Here is a 6,255-nt window from a genome sequence, read left to right on the forward strand (position 1 = left end):
ATATTGCCCGGCAACTTGATATCAGGGAAGTACGGGCACAGGTTATTCCGACAGAAAAGTCCGACGAAGTGAAACGCTACCAGAAACAAGGTCAGGTGGTCGCCATGGTGGGTGATGGTATCAACGATGCGCCAGCATTGGCACAGGCCGACGTGGGTTTTGCCATTGGGCGTGGAACCGATGTGGCCATCGAGAGTGCCAATATGACCCTGGTGGGCAATTCCATTAACGCCCTGGCAGATGCAGTGCTTATCTCCAGAGCGACACTAAAAAATATCAAGCAAAATTTGTTTGGTGCGTTTATTTTTAACAGTCTGGGAATACCCATAGCAGCTGGGGTTTTGTATCCAGTACTGGGTTTTCTGTTAAATCCCATGGTTGCCGCTGCAGCGATGGCCATGTCGTCCTTTACCGTAGTAAGCAACGCCAATCGACTTCGTTTGTTTTCACCCCGTCGTCCACAATAAATTTTCCAGCAACCTGCCTGCCATTCTCTAAATCTGCTATTATTGGCCCCTGTCTCACAATTTAATATATGAAGAATTGAAAGTGCCGAGGAAAGCATAATGCCTGAGTATCGATCCAGAACTACCACTCAAGGACGCAATATGGCGGGAGCCCGTGCCTTATGGCGCGCTACCGGAATGACCGATGATGATTTCAATAAGCCCATTATTGCGGTAGCCAACTCCTTCACACAGTTTGTGCCGGGGCATGTGCACCTTAAGGATTTGGGACAAATGGTGGCCCGTGAAATAGAAAAAGCCGGTGGCGTTGCCAAGGAATTTAATACCATTGCGGTGGATGATGGCATCGCCATGGGCCATGGCGGCATGCTCTATTCTCTGCCTTCGCGGGAGATCATCTGTGATGCCGTGGAGTACATGGTTAACGCCCATTGTGCGGATGCTCTGGTGTGCATTTCCAATTGCGACAAGATTACGCCGGGAATGCTGAACGCGGCACTGCGTTTAAATATTCCTACGATATTTGTTTCCGGTGGTCCCATGGAATCAGGAAAAAGTGTTATTGGTGGCAAAGAAGTGCATCTTGACCTGGTTGATGCCATGGTGGCAGCAGCCGATCCGAGGGTTTCTGATGAAGAAACCCTGCAAATGGAACGCTCCGCTTGCCCCACCTGCGGCTCCTGTTCAGGCATGTTTACCGCTAACTCGATGAATTGCTTAACCGAAGCACTTGGATTGTCGTTGCCGGGAAATGGCAGTATGTTGGCTACCCATGCTGACCGCAAGGAGTTGTTTCTCGAAGCTGGTCGGCGAATTGTTGATTTGGCCAGACGTTATTATGAAAGGGATGACGTATCAGCGCTGCCAAGAAACATCGCCAATTTTTCCGCTTTCGAAAATGCCATGAGCCTGGATATCGCGATGGGTGGTTCTACCAATACGATTTTGCATTTGCTGGCAGCGGCTCAGGAAGGTGAAGTTAACTTTACCATGGATGATATCGATCGCTTATCCCGCAAGGTTCCCAATCTCTGTAAAGTGGCACCCAGCACTCAACAGTATCACATGGAAGATGTACATCGTGCCGGTGGTGTAATGGGAATCCTTGGCCAGTTGAATAAAGCGGGTTTGTTAAATACCAATGTTTCCACCGTGCACAGTAGTACGATGACGGAAGCATTGGCGAAGTGGGATATTTGCGAAACTCAGGATGAATCGGTTCAAACATTCTATCGTGCCGGACCTGGCAACGTACCGACTCAGCAGGCATTTAGTCAGGAAAAGCGCTGGGATACGCTGGATGTAAATCGAGAGAAAGGTTGTATTCGCGATATCGATCATGCTTACAGCAGTGACGGTGGGCTTGCCGTGTTGTACGGTAATATCGCCAAAGACGGTTGTGTTGTGAAAACAGCAGGCGTTGACGAAAGTATTCTGAAGTTCTCCGGGCCTGCGCGAATATTTGAAAGTCAGGATGATGCGGTGGCGGCAATTCTAGGGGATCATATTAACGCGGGTGATGTCGTAATCATTCGCTATGAAGGACCACGCGGCGGACCAGGTATGCAGGAAATGTTGTATCCCACCAGCTATTTGAAATCCAAGGGACTGGGTAAGCAGTGTGCCTTGATTACCGATGGTCGTTTTTCAGGCGGTACATCAGGGCTTTCAATTGGCCATGTGTCGCCTGAGGCAGCAGAGGGTGGTGCTATTGGTTTGATAGAAGAGGGCGACCTGATCGAGATTGATATTCCTCATCGGAAAATTAACGTGGTTTTAGATGATGAAGTTTTGAGGCAACGACATGCTGCGATGAACAACAAAGGCAGCGCCGCGTGGCAGCCAGTGAGCAGAACGCGTCAGGTGAGTAACGCCTTGAAGGCTTATGCTGCCATGACGACGTCAGCGTCGAGAGGCGCAGTACGGGACGTGAGCCAACTTAACAAGGTGCCAGGCTAGCGGTTCCAGCCTGGCATTGGTATCAGCATCAGGATCAGGTTTGGCGTAACACCAGGGTATCTGCTCCGCCACCCCAGCTCGATCCTTTGGATTTCCGCGTACGGGCTAGCATGGCACCAATCAGGATGCCAAGAAAAATCACGCCTGCGCCAGTGAGGAACCATAATTTATTGTTCCCGTTTTGTAATTCCTTGATTTCTTTCATCAACATGTCTTTTTGGGCTTCAAGACTGGCGTTGTTTCTCGTCAGGTTCTGATTTTCCTGATAGATTTGATCCGATTCACTGGCGATTTTACTGAGTCGGTCGGCTTCATCCGCGGCCTTTGTATATTTAGTTTCCAGTTGTTCGTATTTCGAGGCTATAACAGCCAGTTCATTCCGTTCCTTGATGATTTCCTTGTGTTTTTCTCTTAATTCGCTGTATTTAGCTTCCAGCTTGGCGAGTTTTTCCTGGATGGGCGGCAAAATAATACGGGCTACGGGTTCGTCGACCAGGTAACGTTTCAATACCCAGCCCACAGTCCCGTCCGGTGTTTTTACGCGCGCATGGGTTTTATCGGTTTCCAGGACACGTAACTTGGTTCCACTATCCAGGGAACGAATGATTCGGTGTTGATTGGTTTTGCCGCTACGCAGGGTAATGGCAACATTGTCGGAAACATATCGCGTGGTTTTGCCTTTTTGAGCGCCTGACTTGGTTGCGCCTATACTCGTGGCAGGTACCAGCGTTAGCAGCGTGAAAAGCGTTAATGCTATGAAAAATATATAAAAATTCGTATTGCGCATGGTCCCTTCCAGGCTCAATTTAGTTGTTTTCAATGAAATCCCCCGGATTGCTGATACCCGATAGCAGCAAATCAGGTGCCAATTCCGACCTATCGGTCGAACATTGGCCAAGCTTATGCATTTTTTTGGGAATTGAGTAAAATAATCAGGCATTGCAGTCGTTGTTCTTGGAAATTGACGTATGCGGTGCACTAAGTTACAGTCTTTGACTAAATTGGCGGGTGCTGTGCGGGAGGAGAGAATAATTACACAGCAGCACACCGATTATAATAAAACCGATTATTTGGTTTATTAGTTCAAATAAATTCCAAACTAAAGGGTGAAGTCATGATAAAAAGAATCACTTCTTTCGGAGCGATCTTGGGGATGTTTTTGTTGTCGCATTCTGTGCACGCTGAACAGACTATTGCAGGGGGAATGGATGTTGCTGAAGGCGACGCGAAAGCCGGTAAAGCTAAATCCGAGTTGTGTCATGGTTGCCATGGCGTCGATGGTATGAGTATCGATCCTACCACTTTTCCAAACCTGGCCGGACAATACGCCGGGTACATTTTCAAACAAGTTCAGGATTTCCAGTTGGGTAATCGCCAGGACGATACTATGTCGGCGATGGCCGCTATGGTTACCAGCAAAGAGGACCTGAGAGACATCGCGGTGTACTTTCAGTCGCAGAAAAAAATGAAAGGCAAGGCAACCAATACGGCATTGTCCAAGCAGGGCGCTAAAATTTTTAAAGACGGTGTGGTAAAAAGCGGGGTATATGGCTGCGTAAACTGTCATGGTAAAAACGGTAAAGGCAAAGGCCCAAACAATTCACTGTTTCCTGTGATTGGTGGTCAAACCAAGGCTTACCTGGTTAAGCAGCTAAACGACCTGAAGAGCGGTAAACGTAAGAATGATCCAGCGGGTATGATGGCGGATATCGCGAAGAAATTATCGGATAAAGAAATTCAGGCAGTGGCAGAGTATTTGTCAGGCCAGTAAATCCAGGTAGCAGATAAAAAAATGCGCCTTAATGGCGCATTTTTTTTGCACTCATTTTTTCTCGAGCTACATTCCGTTGTTTTTTGCAAAGGCAACGACATGCTGTATGTCCATCCGGAGCGTGACCTGGTCGCCAATGTTGAAGTCTTCATGGCTGGGAAACAATGATAACACTTCACTGCCGGAATCCAGCTGTAAACTATACATGATTTCTGCACCCTTAAATGCTTTTTGTGTAATTTTACCTTGCAGGGGTCCTTCCGGGTCGTATACCACATCGTCAGGACGTAGCAGGATTTCGACTTGAGAATTTTCTGGCCAGTTATACGCTCTATCAGCATTCACAATTCCAAACTCGGTGCGTATTTCATTGGGAGTCAGCATTGTGCCATCTATAAAAACGCCCTGCCCGATAAAGTCGGCGACAAACCGGTCTGCCGGTTCATGATATAAATTAAAAGGCGTGTCCCATTGCAGGATGCGGCCATCTTTCATGACACCGACATTATCTCCCAATGCAAAGGCTTCATCCTGATCATGGGTAACCATTATTCCGGTAATCCCACGATTTTTTAAAATCTCTCGCACTTCGGTGCTGAGTCGTTTACGCATTTCCACATCCAGATTGGAAAATGGTTCATCGAGAAGTATGGCATTGGGGTGGGGTGCGAGCGCCCGAGCCAATGCAATGCGTTGTTGTTGTCCCCCTGATAATTCGTGTGGATAGCGATGTCCGTATTCCCCCATTCCGACGACTTCCAGCATCTCGAGTGCTGTTTTCTGTTTTTCACTTTTGGATCGGTCACGTAAACCAAACGACACGTTGTCTAAAACTGTCATGTGTGGAAACAGGGCATAATCCTGGAATACCATGCCCAGGCGGCGTTTTTCAGGTGCCAGGGCATAACCAGGACGAGATACTTCCCGGTCTTCGATGCGAATTGTGCCATGGTAAATAGGTTCAAAGCCGGCAATGGCGCGTAGTGCTGTGGTTTTTCCACAGCCACTGGGTCCAAGTAAGCACACCAGATTGCCCGGGTTAACGTGCAAAGAAAGATCTTTAATTATCGTATGGCCTCGATATTTGCACTCAATATTTTTAACTTCTATCAACGCTTTCATTGATATGCTGAACCGACGGCCTTTGTATTCGATGTTTTGTTGGAGTGATTTACTCGGAGCACAAAAGAAACTCCAGTAATGCTTTTTGTGAGTGTAATCGATTTTCTGCTTCATCCCAAACTACGCTTTGTTCGCCATCGATGACATCGGCAGCGACTTCTTCACCCCGGTGGGCCGGTAAGCAGTGCATAAACAGTGCGTCTGAATTTGCAGCAGCCATTAGCTGGCGATCAACCTGGTAATTTTTGAAGGCTGCTTCGCGTTGTTTTTGCTGTTGTTCCTGTCCCATGCTCGACCAGACGTCGGTAACAACCAGATCCGCATCTTTAGCCGCATCTGATGGAGTATCGCACATCGTGACCAGTTCAGGTTGTGCTTGTGAAACGACTTCTTCTAGTGGCTCATAACCTTTAGGACTGGCAATGCGAAGATTAAATTTCAATTGTTGAGCAGCGTGGACATAAGAGTGACACATGTTATTACCATCACCAATCCACGCAACTGTTTTGCCGGTGATGTCGCCCCGGTGTTCAACAAAGGTCTGCATATCCGCCAGCAATTGACATGGGTGATGTAAATCAGTGAGCGCGTTTATTACCGGTACCAGCGAGTATGATGCAAATAGTTCCAGTTTTTCGTGTTCAAAGGTGCGAATCATTATGATATCCACCATGCGTGATAGTACGCGCGCGGTATCTTCAACGGGTTCGCCACGGCCCAGTTGTGTATCTCGTGGCGATAAAAATAAAGCCTGTCCACCAAATTGAGCCATGCCCGCTTCGAAAGAGACCCGGGTACGTGTCGATGATTTCTCGAAAATCATTCCCAGTACTTTGTTTTTCAGGGGTTCATAAATTTCCCCGGCCCTTTGCTTGGCCTTCAGTTCAATGGCGCGATGAATCAATTTCTGCAAATCATCACTGCTTAAATCAAATA

6 protein-coding genes are annotated in these 6,255 nt (G+C 47.7%); 3 read left to right on the forward strand and 3 right to left on the reverse strand.

Annotation, left to right across the window (positions count from 1 at the left end):
* Both ACWVCM_RS04935 and ilvD read left to right on the forward strand, forming a co-directional pair.
* On the forward strand, positions 1 to 467 hold a 467-nt coding region (locus ACWVCM_RS04935; protein WP_455200606.1), incomplete at its 5' end, for an HAD-IC family P-type ATPase.
* 99 nt (positions 468 to 566) lie between these two features.
* Positions 567 to 2,426, forward strand: coding sequence for a dihydroxy-acid dehydratase (gene ilvD / locus ACWVCM_RS04940; RefSeq protein ID WP_455200607.1), 1,860 nt, complete (start codon positions 567 to 569; stop codon positions 2,424 to 2,426).
* A gap of 34 nt (positions 2,427 to 2,460) precedes the next feature.
* Here the strand turns inward: ilvD and ACWVCM_RS04945 are convergent, their stop codons facing one another.
* Positions 2,461 to 3,246 (reverse strand): TIGR04211 family SH3 domain-containing protein, encoded by a 786-nt coding sequence (locus ACWVCM_RS04945; protein WP_455200608.1) that lies wholly within the window; start codon positions 3,244 to 3,246, stop codon positions 2,461 to 2,463.
* Positions 3,247 to 3,540: 294 nt separating this feature from the next.
* Between ACWVCM_RS04945 and ACWVCM_RS04950 the strand changes: the two genes are divergently transcribed.
* The gene (locus ACWVCM_RS04950) at positions 3,541 to 4,197 is read left to right on the forward strand and encodes a c-type cytochrome (RefSeq protein WP_455200609.1); all 657 of its coding nucleotides are present in this window, start codon (positions 3,541 to 3,543) and stop codon (positions 4,195 to 4,197) included.
* A gap of 66 nt (positions 4,198 to 4,263) precedes the next feature.
* Here ACWVCM_RS04950 and ACWVCM_RS04955 read toward each other — a convergent pair whose 3' ends face one another.
* Both ACWVCM_RS04955 and argF read right to left on the reverse strand, forming a co-directional pair.
* On the reverse strand, positions 4,264 to 5,319 hold the full coding sequence (locus ACWVCM_RS04955) for an ABC transporter ATP-binding protein (protein ID WP_455200610.1): 1,056 nt from the start codon (positions 5,317 to 5,319) through the stop codon (positions 4,264 to 4,266).
* Positions 5,320 to 5,368: 49 nt separating this feature from the next.
* On the reverse strand, positions 5,369 to 6,255 hold an 887-nt coding region (argF, locus tag ACWVCM_RS04960; RefSeq protein ID WP_455200611.1), incomplete at its 5' end, for an ornithine carbamoyltransferase.

This window comes from Kaarinaea lacus, from assembly GCF_975902315.1.

Bases quoted from the DNA above. Each gene is read 5' to 3' on its own strand.
- ilvD (WP_455200607.1), top strand. From the start codon at position 567: ATGCCTGAGTATCGATCCAGAACTACCACTCAAGGACGCAATATGGCG.
- ACWVCM_RS04950 (WP_455200609.1), top strand. From the start codon at position 3,541: ATGATAAAAAGAATCACTTCTTTCGGAGCGATCTTGGGGATGTTTTTG.
- ACWVCM_RS04955 (WP_455200610.1), bottom strand. From the start codon at position 5,319: ATGAAAGCGTTGATAGAAGTTAAAAATATTGAGTGCAAATATCGAGGC.